Origin of the sequence: Sphingobium subterraneum (assembly GCF_014199435.1) — a bacterium.
Classification (GTDB): Bacteria; Pseudomonadota; Alphaproteobacteria; order Sphingomonadales; family Sphingomonadaceae; genus Sphingobium; species Sphingobium subterraneum.
The window spans coordinates 1-16,108 of sequence record NZ_JACIJP010000004.1 but is presented as its reverse complement, the minus strand read 5'-3'; the positions used below and the strand labels follow the sequence as shown (position 1 = coordinate 16,108).

Here is a 16,108-nt window from a genome sequence, read left to right as displayed (position 1 = left end):
GCTATTCCTTCCTAAGAATATCGATGATTTGGAGTAAAGGGTCGAGAAGCTCGTGCGGATTGTCTACCTTCTGGCCGAGCCGCTCGAAAAGTTCATAAAAATTGTCGTCGCGCTCTGGATACGCGATCTTGAGTTCAGCCATCATTTCGCTCCAAAGGTCTGCCGATATCCCGCCGCTTGCGCCGATCGGCAAGCAATGCAGGCCTGCATTGCGTGCCAGATCGAATTCGACCCGCATGCCGTCTGCAGGCACCAAGTTACCTGTGTCCAGCTTGTTCCCTATCAAGAAGATGGCTATCCCGGCCTGAGCGATAAGCTCGGTTCGATAACGCTCAAAGACCCGTTCGCGTTCGGCTTGGTCCTGGATGCCAGCCGGAAAGGGGCGCAGCAGCAAATGGCTGTCGATGCTGCGCTGATTGTTGGAGTAAATCTGCTCTACTGCGCCAGTGACGACGGCGCTGCCTATGCCGAGTCCAAAACCGCTGTTGATCCGGCAATCGCGGTCGATGAGTGCAGCAGCAAGGCGCATCAAGAAATTTTCGGTTTCTTGCTGGCCCCACTGGCCGTAATCCGCCGCGCTTCCAGAAATGAAGACGGTCTGCTGCCGGAACCGATCTACGATCGTGGACAGAAGTTTGGTGATGTCACTGAACTCTTCGACGGCGATGGTCTTGATGTTAAATCGCAGCAGGTCCTGAGCAACGAGGTCCTGCCGCGTCTTGGCATAGGCGAAGTCTGCATCTGATTCATTCGGCAGTTTGGAGCGAGTCTTGACGATACAAAAGTGCTGCCGCTGGTTCTTCTCGAAGCGCGAGCGTATCCGCGCCAAAACGTAGTCCAGATTGGGATCAGTGAAGCTGAATCCGAGGAATAAGAAGGTTCGCTCAACCAGATCGCCTGAAAGTGCGGTGATGAACGGTGCGTGCGTCCCAGCGTAACGCTCGTAGTCATCCTTTGTGAGCACGGCCTTATCGGCGTGTTCGATGTCACCGTGCATCTTGTATACGATGGCATCTCGCCCGCGAACAGTTAGAGAAAGTTGCTCAACGGTGTATTTCGCGTCGACCCGCTTGCCGCAGTCCTTCAAAGCTTGCTCGATCAACCGGTCATAGTTGGTGGTCCAGTAGCTACGGATCGGAAGGCGCGCGAGCAGCCGATGATTTTCAGTAGGTGCAGGCAAATCCGCGAACTGTTCAATAAGAAGCTGATTCAGCTGGTTACGGTTGCCAGCGTTAGTATTGAGATGAAATTGGGCTAAGCCGACGAGATCGTTTTCCTTCTCAACGTCGAGCCCCAACGGAGTGGCAATCGGCGCGAGTAGGCCCCGCCAATCTACAAAGCCCGCGGCCTTAGAAAGCCCGGCGCCAACAAAGACGGCGGCATTGTCCTCCCGTAGTTCAGTTAGGAACCTACCAATAAATTCATCTACGACGCCGTTCATCGATCACCCCGTTCCATATTTGTTCGACATTTGTCAGGCGCAACTGTCAAGGAATTTGCACGATCGATCCACAACAGTGGCAACTTTAGCTCGCCTTAGATGGCCGTTGAGTTGCGAGAGCTGTGTGGCCAATGCAAGTCCATTAAGATAGACCAGCGCCCGTTCATCGCAGATCGTCGCTCCCCGCGCCCTGTAATTACCTCACGGTCAACTTTGCGGCCCTACGGGCGAAGGCCGGGCGCTAAGCGCCCGGTTCCTTCTTCTCGTCGTCCAGCGGCGTGCGCAGGACGATCCGGCCATTGATCGGCACTACTTCGAGCTGAAGCGATAGTCCTTTGCGGTCGCGATGGAACCACGCGGCTCCGATGCGGGTCCAGAAACCCTTGTCGCCCTTGTTGGCGACATGCCAGGCGAGGAAATCCGGCGGATTGGTCTCCTGAGCGGGTGCGGTATTGCTGCGTGCCATGATGATTTCCTTTCGTGTCTGGTGGCTCGTTGCACCAAACAGAAGGGCCGCACGGCCAAGGGCAGCATTCATGTCCAACACGGGTGAGCGGAGCGAACCGGCGCGGGCCGGACATTGAAGGCTGACCGAGTGCGGCCAGTTGGGGTGCTCAAGAACGAAACCGCCTGATCGAAAGACATGCAAACGCATGGCAAACCGTCACACTTGCGCGCTGGATCACTCTCGCCCAAACCTTCGTCGTGGCAATCGAGGGCAGTTCACGGAAACGCTGGAGCGAAGAGGAGACGGTGCTGGCGCTGTATCTCTACTTTCAGCTGCCGTTCGGAAAGCTGCACTCGGGCAATCCGGAAATCCAGGAGCTCGCCGCTGCGCTCGGGCGCACGAACAGCTCGGTCGCGATGAAGCTGTGCAACTTCGCCAGCCTCGATCCCAAGATCACCGACAGCGGACGCAAGGGTCTGGACGGTGCATCCAAGCTGGATCGCGCAACCTATTCCGAGTTCGGCCAGGACTGGACCGGTCTCGTCTCACAGGCAGCGAACCTATGGGCAGCCAAAATCGGCCAATTAGAGCTGCCTAGCAAGCCAACGCGCCTCAATGAGAAGCGCAGCGAATTCCGGTTCGAACCCTATCAAGGCGAGTCCACCACACAGGCGCTCGTCAATCAGCGCGTTGGCCAAAACTTCTTCCGCCGCGCGGTGCTCGCCAATTACGAAGAGACCTGCTGCATCACTGGGATCGCCGATCCGCGCCTGCTCACGGCAAGCCACATCAAGCCGTGGGGCAAGGACAGCGAGAACCGGCACAACCCGGCCAATGGCCTGCTGCTTTCTGCGACACTCGACCGCGCATTTGATCGCGGGCTCATCACGGTAGATCGCCAGCGGCGCATACGCGTCTCGCGGCAACTGCGAGAAAGCCAGAGCCGCGAGACGCGCGACTATTTCCGGCAATTCGAAAACGAGACATTGCGCTCGGCAGTGCGGTTCGATCCTGAACCCGCCTTCCTTGATTGGCACAACGAACACTGCTTCGTGGATCAACGCGCCGCCTGACGTGTCAGGCGGCGCGCGGATTGCCTCCCTTCAATATTCGCTGGCAAGCATGATGGTGAGCACCCGCCGGGTAACTGCGGGATTGGCGGGGTCATCGCTGCCGAACCGCAAGTCGCGGTCGTAGGCATCGATCTTCCAGAACACGGTTTGGGCAGGCCGCGCCGGTCGCGTGGTCGTCCAGCGACCTTCGCCATCCTGATAGATCGCCCCGAAATCGCGTTCACCATAAGGATCGTTGTCCGGCGTGAACGCGTCGAATGTCTCGACCAGCTCGCGCACCCGTGACTGATCCTCCTCGGGCAAGGCACGGAATCCCTCGGTCGCCTCGGCAACACAGGCAAGGCCCATCGCCTGCCGCGCCCTATCATTAAGCCGGGCAATCCTCTCGCTGCGGGAAAGGGTGCCAGCAGTCATTGCACCACCCTCCCGCCAAACTCACAAATATCGACCAGCTCGCCGAAATCCTCACGCTCGCCTAGTTCCTCTGCCAAGCGTTGCACCGTCACCAACGGCAAGCCGTTCTCGTTCGCCAGCATCCGCAACCAATCCTCGCGGCACTCGGCTCCGCAAGCGCGGTAGTTCAAGATTTGATCGTCCATCTGCCTGACTCCTTCCGGCAAAGCCGCATCCGACACGCGGCATGCGGTCTGCCTTCCGGCGAGGATGGGAGGGGGAGGGAAAACCGGAATCGATGCCCTGGCGCGGGCCAGCGGGCACAGCCCGCCACACGGGGGCGTCTATTTCCGGTTTCGGGAACGAGAGGGCAAAGCCCTTGGCGTTCCCGTCAGGGATCGCCCGGCGATCCAAAGAATATTGGCACCCTTGCAACGGCGCGAAGCCGACGGAGGTTCTGCGCGCGCGATCAGTGCGCCAGCGGGCCTCCGGCAATGAGAGAGGCAAGAGTGCCTGCGGGTTAGCTCAGAGGTGCCGCGCCCTCAGGAGCGCAGAATGCGCGGGACAGAGCGCGTCCCCCAGGAATTCCCGCTCCGCTTCGACCTGCTCCTGATCGTCACCCGAAGGGGCCGGGACTACAGGCCCGGTCTGCGCCAGCGGATAGAGCAGGTCGCCCGGCAGGGCAGCACCCCGCGTTGATCATGAAATGCGTATCCAAATCAAAATAGATTCTAACTTCCGAGGGCAGCTTCAATTTTGGTCTTCACCTTGGCGGCGTCGAAGCCATCGATCTCACTCGTCATGAGAAGTCCCGTTTCCGCCTGACCTTCCTCGACCGGCTTCACTCCCATTTTCCTGTACCAGAGCAGCTTCTTTTCCCAGCGGCTCTTGTAGTCAGGTCGATCAAGCATTCCCAAATGCTCGACCAACAAGCGACGACCGCTCTCGGCATCTTCAACCGTGAAATCCGGGTATCTGACAGACCCATCTAGGCCGACGAAGGGCTGTTCATAGCTGTATGGAACGCCCATCGAATCCAGAAGATTAGCGATGATGACCTCTGACTTTGATCGAACCAGGTCTCCCCGAATGGTGCGATGGACAAGGCCTTGTTCGAGAAATTTGGTTCCATGCTGAACAAGTGAGGGGGGTGCGAAAAGGTTCGTAAGACGGTGCGCGGTATCTGACCTTGATGCGTCGGACATTCTCATCAACTCACGAATCTCGCCTTGATAGAGAATGATCACTTCCTGCTGTTGTCGAGTAAGCGCTGTGTAGAGAAGTTCGCGGGAAAGAAGGCGGCAGGGGTTGGGTATCACCACGAATGTCGTGCCAAACTCGCTTCCTTGTGACTTATGGATCGTCAACGCATATGCCAACTCGAGCCGGTCGCTGCCGTCATCGGAGAAATCGGATTCCGAGAAGCCGAATTTTTGACCAAGTTGCGTTGAAAACTCGACCTCAAGTTTCCATGGGAGCTTCTTGGGCTTCCATTTCATTCCCTTGTATTGGCCTACCGCCAGTCCGATCTCGCCATTCGCCAAGTAGGCATTTGAATCTTCAGGATAGACATCAAAACGTCTGCCATTCGAAAGGTTGATTACCTTATCTCCGTATAAAATCCCCTGACTTCCCATTGGCTTCGCGATCTTACGATACCTTGGATCCTCAGGCTCAGCCCAAGATCGCGCCGAACTGCGGAAGACCCTTTTGATCCAGCGATTCATGCCATCGACGCCGGTTTCGCCGCCCCGCAGTGGGGCTAGTATTTGCCAACTTTCGGAATTTGCGCCGCCCCCGTTTCGCTGCCCGTCTACTAGCCGCGAAGGTGAAAAGTACGCTCGCCCTCTGAATTCTGACCCGCCCAAGCTGACTTCGAAAGCAGTCTCGTCGGACCAGGAAGGGTCCGCTTGACGGCGAACATGGGCGGTCAACTCTGCAAGCAGCCGCTCTTGTAGATCAGCATCATTCCCCCATCGGATAGCCCGAACGCCGTTTGCATGGCCAGAAGCAAGTCTGTCCCAAACTTCATCTGCTCCAGGATCAGGTGCTTCACCGGAAAACCAACGGGACAACAGTACACCGTCACCACCCGTTTGACGCCGGACAATGCTTAGCTCGGCAAGGCCGGGCACCCGCTTTGCATCGGTTTCTCGCAAGAGCGTTATGACGTCAACAAATGGGCGCCCTGCGCCGATTGGTGGAAGTTGGCGGGGGTCACCTACCAGCACGAGCCGCTGCACAGCAGCGGCATCAAGAGCATCCAAAGTGGCGGCAAGCTGATCCTCGGTTAACATGGAGGCTTCATCGATTATGACAGTAGCAAATCCGTTTTCACGCGGCGGCTGGCCGGTCACAAAATAGCGGAACGATTTGCCATCATACCGCTCATATTCGGACAGAAACTGCGCGAGTGTGAATGCCTTCACATCCCCCGCCTTCTTTTGCATTTGGACGCGGGCCTTGCCCGTCGGCGCGAGGAGAAGGACACCACCGTTCTTCACCGCTGGGATAGACAGCAATGCTTGTAGAAGGGTGGTCTTGCCGGTTCCTGCTGGTCCGATCAACGCAGACACACGCGACCGATAGACTTCCTCCAAGGCGATGGCTTTTTCGTTCCGGGCCGCTTGCTCCTCGGCATCATCTGCGCCTGCTGCAACGGGTATCATTTTGTCGATCAGGACTCGCCAGTTTTCGTCAGCGTTGTGGCGAATGCCACTAAGCCGCTTACGAATACGAGTTCCGATTAGTGTTCGCGTGTCTGCGTAGCGGTCAAGCTGCCATGCGGGGCTTCCTGAGGCATCTTCCGTTACTGCAAGGACCGGGGCAAGATTTTCTGCGAATGCCTCGAACCAATCGCTGCCAATCGAGCATGCGGGAGAAACCTCAGCGTCGCGAATACGGTTTACAATCCATTCCTGCGGTAGCAGCGTGTGACCTTCCGCAGTCGCCTCTTCGAGTGTCTTTATAATCAGCGACCTGCCACGTCTCGGGTCGATAGGCTCCGGGCAAGCAGAGGGCTCAGGCACAGGGACCGCAGCATCAATCTGCGGGTCGGGGAACAGACCTCGGTCAATTGTGCCCCAAGAAATCGCATCCGGCCACCCGCGATCCATTTCGAAGCAAAGATATGGGTTTGCCAGTAGCTCGGAATCTTCCACGGCAAGTCCGGCCTTTTTGCGGACCTCATGGACCCACCAGCGCTTCGCCTGTTCAGCAGATATCTCGAAACGGGCTAGCAATTTCAGCAAAGCGAGCCGTTCCGGCTTCAGCTTATCCCAAAGCTGAACGATGACTGGTCCAACAGACTTTCTCAGATCGGCAGGCAGATTGGTAGGATCCCGCAAGACCTCATCGACCAACGGCCATGGATCGCGCACTTCTTCCTTGCCGTCGGCATGCAGCTGTGCCCCGACCTCGTGTGCGATGAGAGTACCATTTTCCAGCCCCAAGGCGGTAAGCGCAGAGCCAAGGCCGGGGAAGGCACCCCGCAACCGCCACAGGCGATTGAGTTCCGCATCGATCCAGCTTCGTGCCTTGCTCCAGTCGCCGGGTAACAAAGCCTCGTAGCGAGAAATGACAATAGCAGCGGACAGAAGCACCGATACCGCCTGATCGTGGCTGACATGCTCAGACCCCATCGAAAAGGCATCCCAATTCTCCTCCGGGGCGTGAAGGACGTATGGGGTGAGGTCAAAATCTGCGTCCTCAGCGGCGAGCGCCAGCAATTCTTGGTAGGGCAACAGGAAGCCGTCGCCGATTTCGGGGCGGATCGAATGACTAACGTTGCGCTCCCATACCATTGAGCGCAGTCCATGATCGGGCCTGTTCTCATAGGCATATTCGGTAGGCCCGCTGATGCCGGTGACGCGGCCCATGCCCACGATCACACGGCGCGGATCGTCCGTCAGTGGTGTCCGCTTCGCATAGAAGAAAACCAGTGACTCCTGAGGCTTGATCGCCTCAAAGAAGGTGTCGAGCATGACCAGCTGATTGGAACGCTCTTGCACCCAAATGCTGTGGAAGCCGAGTTCAGGTTCGCGTTCGGGGCGAAAGCCCAAAGACAGACGCTCTGCGATAGCCGGTATTCCAGTCTTCGCCTCCTTCATCATCCAGGCAAAGGGAACGGCTGAGGCCGAACGCGGCGCGTGGCGATAGGTCGTCGTGCGGAAATGAGTGTAGAGCGCGTTGTTTTGTCGCGCATAAGGGTGCGGAAAGCGCCGTTCATAGGCAGTTTCAGACATGAATGCGCCGCGTTCTGCGGCGCAGGCCGGCAGTCGCTGGCCCTCTGGATCGAACACTACTCCGGCGTTCGCCGTCTCCCAATCATCATCGCGGGTGTCGCCGATGCGCGGTAGCGCGATGCAATACGTATTCCCGAGAGGGTTCGAACAAATTTTCCCGTTCCATCCGGCATCGTGCCACGGCACGCGGACTGAAATGTGCTGCATGGGAAGTTTGCGCGCGCCCTCAATCATTGCTTTCAGTCCCTTGTGCCGCGTCAGGCAATTCCAAGCCGTAATCCGCCTTCAGCATGTCGATTATGCGTACAAGAGCACGATAAATGCTCAATTCGTTGGCACCAAACTTGTAGTAGCCGGTTACAAGCTCCTCGTGCTCCAAGTCGTCTGTATGCGACCGGCGCTTTTCCTCGGTTCCATCGCGAATGAACGTCACCGGATAGCGGAAAGAGCGACCTTCGCCTTCCCATTCACCCCATGAGCTGTAGTTCTGAATGTTGCCGTTGTAGCATTCTTCACCGATGACCTTTTCCATGCGGATCAACAGGTCGCGGATCGGCCCAACCTTTTGGCGTGTTTCGCAAACATAGCGATAGGCATCGATGGCACCTCGCAGGTTGTCCAATTGCGTCGTGAACCAATCGTTTTCCTTCGCAATGTCCTGCTTGATACGGGCCAGCACGTCTGCCGGGATATCGTCAGGTGCGGTCGCGGCGATCTCGGCATAGGCTTCGACCTCGTCCCTTGCTTGGTCGGCGCGCTCTTCCCAGCTTTCGAAATATTGGAGTGCCTCTGCGGTTATCTGGTCCTTGACCGTCGCAGCCATCGAGAAATCGATCTTTTGAAAGGCGAGATAGCCGCTGGCCTCCTCCGCAATGAAATCCTCTTGCCAATCCGGATCATCGGGCCACTCGGCCTTTGCCCGCTGCCTGATTTCGGCAAGGATATCGGCGGGAACTGCCTCGGGCTCTGTCATTGCATTGATCCTGTGGTGGCCCCCAAGGCCATGAGATTGGCATTGGAGGGGGATTCGAAGGTCTCGACCCGAAGTCCGCCTGCAATAGCTTCGCCTGCCAGAGCCTCAGTCTTGCCTCCTGGTGAGGCATGCGCGATCAAGACCGTGTTGCAGAGGGTCAGGATGTGACGGTTGCGGGTTTCGGCGGTTGCACCGGTTGTGCGTCTCTGGGTGGCGGGAAACGGGCTGACGATCTGCGCCGTGCCGGATGCGACGGCGGCCTTGATCGCGGGGCCGAGAGGCTTCGGCGCGCGCCAGCCTTGCTCGGCCCGGGCCAAGACTACGATGAAGGGCGCTCCGGCGCGCAGCAGGATGCGCAGTACGTCGCGCTCAACGGGGGTGTGAAAGCCGCCGATCACCAGCGCACTCTCCGGCCCCCGCGCATTGGCCCAGTCCTGCGCCTTCAGGATGATGTCGCCGGGGCAGGATCGGGAGCAAAAAAAGGCGATCGGTGCGTTTGCCAACACCGACGGAGCGTTGTGCGCGGCGAGCGATTCACTTGGCATCGTCCTCGTCTGCACCCATGCGGTATTTAATGTCGTAGTTGATGATGAAGTCTGTGTCCTCTGGCTGGAGGCCAGCAATCTCTGCAAGGATCATATCCACTTCGTCGATGATGCTCTTCGACTTTCCGACGAAAAACGTCTGCAAATGGACCAGGCCAGTGGCCTTCTGATTTCTCGTTCGAATTTCTGAATTGTCGCGTAAGCTTGCACTGAGCTTTTCGGCTATCCGCTCGACGTCGCCTAACTTCGTAGGGGGCAGCTTTTCGAAACTGAACGGGAACATCCCGATGTCTCGATAGCCGCAATGGAATCCGTCCCCGTGCGCTCGCCAATACCAATAGAACAAAGACGAATTGAGCGCAGCAACAAACGGACCGATCATGGCTTTCTCCAAGCCTATAATCTTGAAGTCGTCTGATGTTGTTACGGTTCCGTCAGCCTTTTTGAAAAAGGGCGGGAATTTTACTGCCTTCACAAAGTTATTCACGATTCTATGAGCATAAATCGGTGTCCCACCGGCACGTTTTATATGCGCCGATAGTGGCGTGCCCTTCAGCTGCTTGAGGATAGAAGTCTCACGTTGAGATCCGAGCCGGGGCAGCCAGCCCAGTTTTCCAAGTCCGTGGGTCTCAGCGTATTCCAGGCGCTCGATCAATGTCTCCCTTTCCTGCTGGAACCACCGCAGGTACCTAGTGGTATAGAGCTTTTTCTCATTGCGCTCGGGATTTGACCACAACACGATGCTGACACGCTGCGCTGCCCCTTCAAAGACACGCGCTGGAAATACGTCGAAGGTGGAGGCCCAAATTATCGAGTTTGATAGTAGGCATTTCTGTACGTCGATCGTACGTTTCGTGCACATCACCGAAATTGGAACGATTAGTCCGCTATAGGAATCTGCGGACGATATCTTTGCGGCATGCTCGACGAAAAGACCGTACAGGTTGCCACTAGTCGATGTGGCATAGCCCCGCGGGACATAGTCAGCTTTGACTTTCGATAACTCAATATACGGCGGATTTCCAACCACAGCATCAAACCCGCCGCCGGTAATGATCCCATGGAACTCGATCAGCCAATGGAACGGCTTGTGGCTAGCCTTCCACGTCGCGAACTTGGCCTTGGCAGACGTATCTCCGTCGGTTTCGACGCCGTAGTCATTGGCTAGAAAGCGATCCAACTGCGTTTCGAGCGCTGCGAGCCGTTTGCGAAGCTGTGCCTTGTGGTCCGCTCCGATGGCTCCGTGCAGTGCGGTCTGCTGCTCCCGGAATAGACGGAAGGCAGCGTCCAAGTCCTGCGCCGCCGCCTCGATCTTGCCCGCGCTGTCGTCGAAATCGAAGCCCTTGGTCTTGGTCGCCTTCCGCACATCAGCCATTGAGGTGTAGCCGATCAGCGAGTTTCCTGCCCGGATGTTGAAATCTATATCAGGCAGCGGCTCGATCTGGTCGGCGCGTTCAAGCTGGGCAGCGAGTTTCAGGAACAGGCGGAGCTTACAAATCTCCACCGCCTCATCCATGATATCGACGCCGTAGAGGTTGTCGAGGATGATCGATTTGTAGATGAAATAGGACCGGTTGGGGTGGCGCTCGACCGCTTCTAGCTCTTCGCGGAACTTCTTGTGGGGCGGATAGCCGCCTTTGGTTGGAGGCGAGGACTCTACGAACTGCTCCATCCGCTCAAGACATGCATCATACAGATCATACAGGATGTTGAGCGCGGCAAACAGGAACGCTCCCGATCCGCAGGCCGGATCGAGCACTTTGATGCTTCTTATGCCTTTCCAGAATGCATCGACCAGATCGGAGCTTTCGGCATATTGGATCGCATCGCGCGCGAACTGGCGGATATCGAGATTGAAGGTGATGAAATCCTCGATGGACGTAATCTCGCGGGACGCCGCCTTGGCCTTGATGCTTGCATAGCGTTCGCGCCGGGCGACCAGCTCACGCCAAGTTTCGGTCGGCAGGCCGTGGCTGGCAGGGGCGGTCCTGTTCCAATCACCACGCTGGGCGACATCGTCGATGCCTGCGGCGATATTGTCGGGAAGCGGTTGATCCGCCCCATGTTTCACCGCCGGGTAGATATAGGCGTCGGGGTTTTCGGAAAGCATCCGCCACACCGCGCTACCCGGCTCGAAGGCCACCTTGTCGTGTGCGATGGCATTCTGGAAAAGCCATGGAATGACGGTGTTCTTGGTGATGTAATCGGTGATGTCTTCCTTGGTGTAGTACGCCCCCATCTGCTTCTGGTTGATGTACTTTTCAAAGATGTGCCCGAGGACATCGGGGTTGATCTCCTTGCCATCGGCCTGCTCGATGGGGCGGGTGTCGAGCGTCCATTCGTACTGGTCGAAGAAGCTGAATACGCCCTCGAATGCCGCGTCGGCGATCTGGATGTCGTTACCGTCGGCCTCCAGCGCGTGAGGCTCGAAAAGGCCGCCATTGAGATAGGGGATGTTGCCGAGCAGTCGCGCTGTGTCGTCATCACGGGCATTGGTGGGTGTGGCGAGGCCACCGTGGAACAGCTTCAACAGGAACGCACGGTAGAAAGTGTGGAACTGGTCATCCCCCTTCTCGGCGCGCACCTCGGCCAGCTTGGTCTTTAGATAGTCAATGTCGCCATTCAAGAAGCGCTTCTTCTGAATGAAATAGACGAACATCAGCCGGTTGAGCATCAGGGAGGCGTACCACTGACGGTCCGACACGTTCGCGAGGCCATCGATGAAGCCGAGGAAGCGGTCGTGCTGCTTCTTGAAATCCTCGTAGAAACGCTTCGTAATCTTTTCGCGGTCGAACGCATCGCGCATGCGCAATGTCGTGCCTGACAGCGTCAGTCCCTCTTCATCATTCAGGGTGAAGGCAATGTGATCGAGCTTCTGGATCAACGGATCGGGTGCGCTGTTCGCTAGCCACATATGCTCGCGGAAGGCGGCTGGCTTGCCCTTCTCTCGGGCGACCCACTGCCAGATTTGCCTAGTCCGCTCCTCGTCAGTGAAAATGATGAGGTGCTCAAAGGCGCGCTTTGTGATCTCCCGTTCGATGTATTGGCGGATGCCGCGATCAGGAATTTCTGGGCAATGGAAAATTCTGACGCCGCGCTTATTGGCGACGGGCGATAGATGGTAGTCTCGACCACCAGCATTTATCATCTCGGTCTGGCTTGAACCTGGTCGATCCCAGCCAAGCTCTTCGACGAAGAGGGTGGCAAAATCGAAAGCCCTGAGGTGTTGAGTAGCGCGGGGTCTGTCGATTGCCATTGTCAGCCTTTCAAACCCATGGAGCAAATGATCCTCATATCGGCTTCGACTTCGTCCTTGTCCTGCTTCACGCAGAGGCGCCCGTCTTCTCTCAGCGCGATCACTAATTGGGCAAGTTGATGGTCCCCAATGCCCGTTTTCAGCTGCCGATTGAGAGTATCGATAGCCGATTGAAACATTGGGAAATCATAGATGTCGGCCATCGCCTTCTCAACGTCTCGAACGAAATGGTCGGTCACAAAGAGAGTCCGCTCGTTGCCCTGCTGCTCAAGATAGCGCTTCAGGCGGTCGTAGGTCTTGAATCGAGCACCGGATGGTCGCCCCAATGCGCCGTGAGTGGTGCGTTCTTCCTGCATGAGGTGTTCGACCCCTTGGCGGACGATCTCATGATGGTAGTCAGTCCGCTCCAAGGCAGGCTCGGCTGGCGGACACTCGGCGGCCTTCAGGATTGCCAATGGGGACTGAGTAAGGATTGCGCCGTCCTGATCGACCCATGCCAATGCATCATTGTCGTCGGGTGTTCGGATGTAAACAAGCGCTCCGGCTTTCGCGTCCGGTACTGATGGCAGTGCCTTGGTTGCGAAGACAACGTCGGGTAAATCTTCGACCAACTTTTTGAGTTTTGGGTCTTGAGTAATAGCGTTCTGCCAAATCTGAAATGCGTACGAAGCAAGGTCCACTTCACCCTCATCTTCGCCGTCAAGAATGCCGGATTTCTCGCTGTAGAGATCTTGGATGGGGTTCTCTTCGTTATCGTCCTCGAAGAAAGCTTCATCGGAGCCTACTACCTCCTGGTTCTCCTTCAGCCGCGCCCGAACGCGAGCGCGTAGTCTTATGATGCGCTCAACGCCTTCTGCCGGAAGGAAGGAGTAGCAGTTGATCGTATCAGCCTGCTGGCCAATGCGATCGACGCGACCGGCGCGTTGGATCAATCTGATGATCGCCCAGGGCAGATCAAAATTCACGATCGTTGCGCAATCTTGAAGGTTCTGCCCTTCTGACAGCACGTCAGTGGCGATCAGGACTCGAAGCTCGCCCTCTTGTTGGGCCACCTTTTCTTTCTTGTTCGATCTTGGGCTAAAGCGCCACGCAAGCCGCGTCGGGTTCTCAGACTGACCGGTAACTGCGGCGACAGCGGTTACCCCGGCGTTGCGAAGGGCTGTTTCAAGATATCGGGCGGTGTCCGCGAATTGCGTGAAGATCAGAAGCTTGTCTGTCGGATGCCGCACGGTAACCAACTCGATGAGCGCACGAAGTTTTTTGTCTCGCGCCTCTTCCCAAGGGCCGCAGATTTCGAGAACACGACGTAAAGCATCGATGTCGGCTTGTAGATCGGTTTGCAATGCGCGCTTGAAGTGCGTTACCTTCAACCATTTGAAGCGCCGTTTCTTGGCGTTGGCGTACACTCCATAGATTTGGGCGGCATGCTGCTTGAGGATCGTAAGTTCTTCGGAAACTTCTGAAGTGACATCATTGTCCGTCTCCCCATACTCGCCTGTCTCGAACAAGCCTTCGATGGCATCGGAATCGGCGTCTTCGTCTGAAACATCGAGCAACTCTGAGTCCTGAGTCCCGATCGGCACTACTAAGCCATTTTCCAATGCATGCAGATAAACCTGATTGCGCATGATGTGACGCTGCAAAGATTGGATGAATGCCGGACCACCGCTCTCAAGGCGTTTGAAGAGGTTCGTCTTGCAAAAGCCCATCAACCGGATTCCGGCCCGACCAAGCCCATCCATAATTGTGTCTTCGGCTGGCGTAGGTGGGTGTGTCGGATCTGGGTTGAGATAGTTGGCGAGCCCATAGCGCGGCAATGCTAGGCCATCGATAGCGGACACAACTTCGTCCGAATATGCCTTGGCGTACGGGTCGAGCGGGTCGCTATCGTCGATCTCAAATTTGACCGATCTCGGCTGCCGCACGGGAAAGTATGACCGTGATCCGTCAGAGAACGTGATGTACTTTCGGCCACTAGTCTCATCAGTTTGAGCGTAGTTCTGCAAAATGAAACCGCGCGTACGACGGATCATGTAAAGCCGCATGAGCTCGCGCCAGTCTTCGGTTTGATCACTCTTTTCAAAGGCTGGGAGAGATCGGACAGCGCATTGATGCCTTCGCACAAACTCTGTTTCGCCGCCCATGGTTCGGATCATTTCCTCAGGACGAATCCCGATATCTTGATCGTCTTCGATGAATAGACGAAGCTGTGACGAGAGGTCGATAAAGGTCTTGTTGTAAGGTGTAGCTGACAGCAAAATACATCGACTGTCGTTTGTCCGAATGTAGTCCGCAATCGCTTTATATCTCTTCCCTTCACGGTTCCGTAGGTTGTGGCTTTCGTCGATCAAGACAGTTCGATACCGCTTGAGCTCTTTCAACTCGCTCTCAACCCGAGACAAGGATACAACTTTGGCGTTTAGCTCGTAGGTCTCGACATAGTCGTGCCACATATCGAGCAGGTTCTTCGGACAGATGATCAGCGCACGTCCATCGACTTCCTCAACGATCTTGAGGAGGGCGGATGCCATAATGGACTTACCCAGCCCAACGACATCGCCAATAACTACACCGCCTCGCTTGTTGAGGTGATGGGCGGCCACCTTGACTGCGCTAGTCTGAAAGGCAAAAAGCTTGTCGCCGAAAATGGATGGAATGCGAAATTCCGACTGACCGAGTCTTGCCTCTTGCGCGAGGTGATAGGCGAACTTCAGATATACGTGGTGGGGTGGGATCAAGACTTCGCCTGCCCAGCTGGTCTCGATAATTTCGGCCAGCTCGTCTGAAATATCCACGCACCATCGATCAGCCCATCTGGCTTCGAACCACTCTGCCAACTTGTTGCAGGCGTCATGGTCCATAACGTCGACGTTCAACTCTCCTTGCAAGGAGAGGCCGGCAAAGGTGAGGTTGCTGCTGCCAACGAAACCCACCTTTGGGTTCACCGGGTCCGGGCGGTGCAGAAGGTAAAGTTTTGCGTGCAGCGGATGCCTCAGGAACAGTTTTACGACGACCTTCTTGGTTCGAATCTGGCGAGCAAGCCGCCGCAGTCCTGCTTCGTCACTATTTGAGGGTGTACCCAGTGTAAGCTGTGTCCGAAATTCTTCAGCAAGTGCCTTTTTGAGCTCAAGAGCGCGGGCGTTGTCGATGCCGTCCTCGTGAAACGCGGCGGCAAGCTTCTCACGAAGTCCTCGTTCTGGCGATTGATGCATGCCAACAAGAAGCCGACACGAATCCCCGTTATCTCCAGACCAGGTTTCGATGTGCTCATCGATCCGGCGCCAGCCCCGCAAATTGAAATAACCTACGCAGAAATCAGCCCGCTCGGAAACAGCTAGAACTTTACTCAGTTCGGGAAGAAGAGAGTTGTCGATATTGTCAAATATGCGCGGCATGCGTTTATTGGTCTCCGGCTTACCCGGTGTTGCTATCAGGATCACCGCCCAGCAGAAAGGCCTGATTGTTGCAGGTTTTCCAACCACTCGGCTGCCTTCGCCGCCGCGCTCGCGGCGGTGAAGATCGCCCGGTTGTCGGCCTTGAGCACCTTCAGCCAGCTGGCGAGGTAGCTGGCGTGATCCGGGCGCGGGCTGGTGGAAAGGCCAAGGTCGCCGCAAAGGAAGGCTGAACCAAGCTCCGCGACATATCCTGACAGTCCAGCCCCAATCCGGGGTTCGAGGAAGAAAACCATCGGCTGCCTCCAGCACTGCCCAAAAACCGCATCGGCCTCCCCCGAGG

The 16,108-nt window shown here is 56.7% G+C and carries 11 protein-coding genes; 1 reads left to right on the top strand and 10 read right to left on the bottom strand.

Annotated features, from left to right (window positions below; translation table 11 throughout):
• Window position 1: 1 nt before the first annotated feature.
• The gene (locus FHS92_RS12100; RefSeq protein WP_184080998.1) at window positions 2-1,441 is read right to left on the bottom strand and encodes an SIR2 family protein; all 1,440 of its coding nucleotides are present in this window, start codon (window positions 1,439-1,441) and stop codon (window positions 2-4) included.
• A 241-nt stretch (window positions 1,442-1,682) separates the two neighbouring features.
• A complete protein-coding gene (locus tag FHS92_RS12095) occupies window positions 1,683-1,907 on the bottom strand; it encodes a hypothetical protein (protein ID WP_173215381.1) in 225 nt (74 codons plus the stop codon).
• Between the two features lie 287 nt (window positions 1,908-2,194).
• Between FHS92_RS12095 and FHS92_RS12090 the strand changes: the two genes are divergently transcribed.
• Complete coding sequence (locus FHS92_RS12090) at window positions 2,195-2,962, top strand: HNH endonuclease (RefSeq protein WP_221231037.1); 768 nt, start codon at window positions 2,195-2,197, stop codon at window positions 2,960-2,962.
• A 30-nt stretch (window positions 2,963-2,992) separates the two neighbouring features.
• On the opposite strand, the gene FHS92_RS12085 is transcribed toward FHS92_RS12090, so the two are convergent.
• The 8 genes from FHS92_RS12085 to FHS92_RS12050 all read right to left on the bottom strand — a co-directional run.
• Window positions 2,993-3,376, bottom strand: coding sequence for a DUF3768 domain-containing protein (locus FHS92_RS12085; protein WP_184080996.1), 384 nt, complete (start codon window positions 3,374-3,376; stop codon window positions 2,993-2,995).
• Complete coding sequence (locus tag FHS92_RS12080) at window positions 3,373-3,561, bottom strand: hypothetical protein (RefSeq protein WP_184080995.1); 189 nt, start codon at window positions 3,559-3,561, stop codon at window positions 3,373-3,375. The genes FHS92_RS12085 and FHS92_RS12080 overlap by 4 nt, the downstream gene beginning before the upstream one ends.
• A gap of 525 nt (window positions 3,562-4,086) precedes the next feature.
• Window positions 4,087-7,833 carry an AAA family ATPase gene (locus FHS92_RS12075; protein ID WP_184080994.1) on the bottom strand — a complete coding sequence of 1,249 codons (3,747 nt, stop codon included), beginning with the start codon at window positions 7,831-7,833 and terminating at the stop codon, window positions 4,087-4,089.
• Window positions 7,826-8,572: a hypothetical protein gene (locus tag FHS92_RS12070; RefSeq protein ID WP_184080993.1), complete on the bottom strand. Its 747-nt coding sequence runs from the start codon at window positions 8,570-8,572 to the stop codon at window positions 7,826-7,828. Before FHS92_RS12070 ends, FHS92_RS12075 begins: the two co-directional genes overlap by 8 nt.
• Entirely contained in the window at window positions 8,569-9,117 is a 549-nt protein-coding gene (locus FHS92_RS12065; protein WP_184080992.1) for a hypothetical protein, read from the bottom strand. Before FHS92_RS12065 ends, FHS92_RS12070 begins: the two co-directional genes overlap by 4 nt.
• Window positions 9,107-12,373, bottom strand: a complete 3,267-nt coding sequence (locus tag FHS92_RS12060) for an Eco57I restriction-modification methylase domain-containing protein (protein ID WP_184080991.1) — start codon at window positions 12,371-12,373, stop codon at window positions 9,107-9,109. Before FHS92_RS12060 ends, FHS92_RS12065 begins: the two co-directional genes overlap by 11 nt.
• 2 nt (window positions 12,374-12,375) lie before the next feature.
• Window positions 12,376-15,855 carry a helicase-related protein gene (locus FHS92_RS12055; protein ID WP_221231036.1) on the bottom strand — a complete coding sequence of 1,160 codons (3,480 nt, stop codon included), beginning with the start codon at window positions 15,853-15,855 and terminating at the stop codon, window positions 12,376-12,378.
• A partial coding sequence (locus FHS92_RS12050; RefSeq protein WP_246351977.1) for a zincin-like metallopeptidase domain-containing protein occupies window positions 15,810-16,108 on the bottom strand: 299 nt, incomplete at its 5' end. The genes FHS92_RS12050 and FHS92_RS12055, both read right to left, overlap by 46 nt.

Excerpts from the sequence above, each read along its gene's own strand:
- FHS92_RS12100 (WP_184080998.1), bottom strand. The coding sequence starts at position 1,441 with ATGAACGGCGTCGTAGATGAATTTATTGGTAGGTTCCTAACTGAACTA.
- FHS92_RS12095 (WP_173215381.1), bottom strand. The coding sequence starts at position 1,907 with ATGGCACGCAGCAATACCGCACCCGCTCAGGAGACCAATCCGCCGGAT.
- FHS92_RS12085 (WP_184080996.1), bottom strand. The coding sequence starts at position 3,376 with ATGACTGCTGGCACCCTTTCCCGCAGCGAGAGGATTGCCCGGCTTAAT.
- FHS92_RS12080 (WP_184080995.1), bottom strand. The coding sequence starts at position 3,561 with ATGGACGATCAAATCTTGAACTACCGCGCTTGCGGAGCCGAGTGCCGC.
- FHS92_RS12075 (WP_184080994.1), bottom strand. The coding sequence starts at position 7,833 with ATGATTGAGGGCGCGCGCAAACTTCCCATGCAGCACATTTCAGTCCGC.
- FHS92_RS12070 (WP_184080993.1), bottom strand. The coding sequence starts at position 8,572 with ATGACAGAGCCCGAGGCAGTTCCCGCCGATATCCTTGCCGAAATCAGG.
- FHS92_RS12065 (WP_184080992.1), bottom strand. The coding sequence starts at position 9,117 with ATGCCAAGTGAATCGCTCGCCGCGCACAACGCTCCGTCGGTGTTGGCA.
- FHS92_RS12060 (WP_184080991.1), bottom strand. The coding sequence starts at position 12,373 with ATGGCAATCGACAGACCCCGCGCTACTCAACACCTCAGGGCTTTCGAT.